Source organism: Streptomyces alkaliphilus (assembly GCF_014141535.1).
Lineage (GTDB): Bacteria > Actinomycetota > Actinomycetes > Streptomycetales > Streptomycetaceae > Streptomyces > Streptomyces alkaliphilus.
Genome location: NZ_VKHT01001549.1, coordinates 1 through 749, shown reverse-complemented (window position 1 = coordinate 749; position 749 = coordinate 1). Strand labels below are relative to the sequence as shown.

Sequence of the window (749 nt, the reverse complement as noted above, 5' to 3'; positions counted from 1 at the left end):
GCCGGGAACCGCGTCGCGCGAACCGTCGGGCCCCGGCCGTAGGGTCGCCCCATGGAGCCCATGGAGATCGTGAACCCCGCGCTCGACGACTACCTCATCGCCCACGCCACCCCCGCCGACGACGTGCTGCGCGACCTCGCCGAGGAGACCCGCCGCAGCTACCCGGACCTCACGAGCATGCAGATCACGCAGGACGAGGGCGCCCTGCTGGCCCTCCTGGTGGGTCTGACCGGGGCCCGCCGCATCATCGAGGTCGGCACCTTCACGGGGTACTCCGCGCTGTGCATGGCCCGCGCCCTGCCCTCCGACGGCACCCTGCTGGCCTGTGACGTGAGCGAGGAGTGGACCTCCGTCGCCCGCCGCCACTGGGAGCGGGCCGGTGTCGCCGACCGCATCGACCTGCGCCTGGCCCCCGCCCTGGAGACCATCCGCTCCCTCCCCGACGAGGAGACCTTCGACCTGGCCTTCATCGACGCCGACAAGGTCGGCTACCCGGATTACTGGGAGGCGCTGGTGCCCCGGATGCGACGCGGTGGCCTGCTGGTGCTGGACAACGTCCTGCGGTCGGGGAAGGTGGTGGACCCCGAGGCCCGGGACGAGGCCACCGAGGCGATCCGCCGGGTCAACGACACCATCACCGCCGACGAGCGGGTGGAGTCGGTCCTGCTGCCCGTGCGCGACGGGGTGACCCTGGCCCGCCGGCGCTGAGCCACCCCCGGCGGCCCGGGTACCCCCGTGGGGCGCCGCCC

The 749-nt window shown here is 74.0% G+C and carries 1 protein-coding gene; it reads left to right on the top strand.

Features of this window, described 5'->3' with window-relative positions; genetic code table 11:
* The first annotated feature begins 60 nt into the window (after window positions 1-60).
* Window positions 61-708 carry an O-methyltransferase gene (locus tag FNQ90_RS25605; RefSeq protein WP_182608486.1) on the top strand — a complete coding sequence of 216 codons (648 nt, stop codon included), beginning with the start codon at window positions 61-63 and terminating at the stop codon, window positions 706-708.
* The last annotated feature ends 41 nt before the right edge of the window (window positions 709-749 follow it).

Coding starts and splice junctions, on each gene's coding strand:
- FNQ90_RS25605 (WP_182608486.1), top strand. CDS start 61: ATGGAGATCGTGAACCCCGCGCTCGACGACTACCTCATCGCCCACGCC.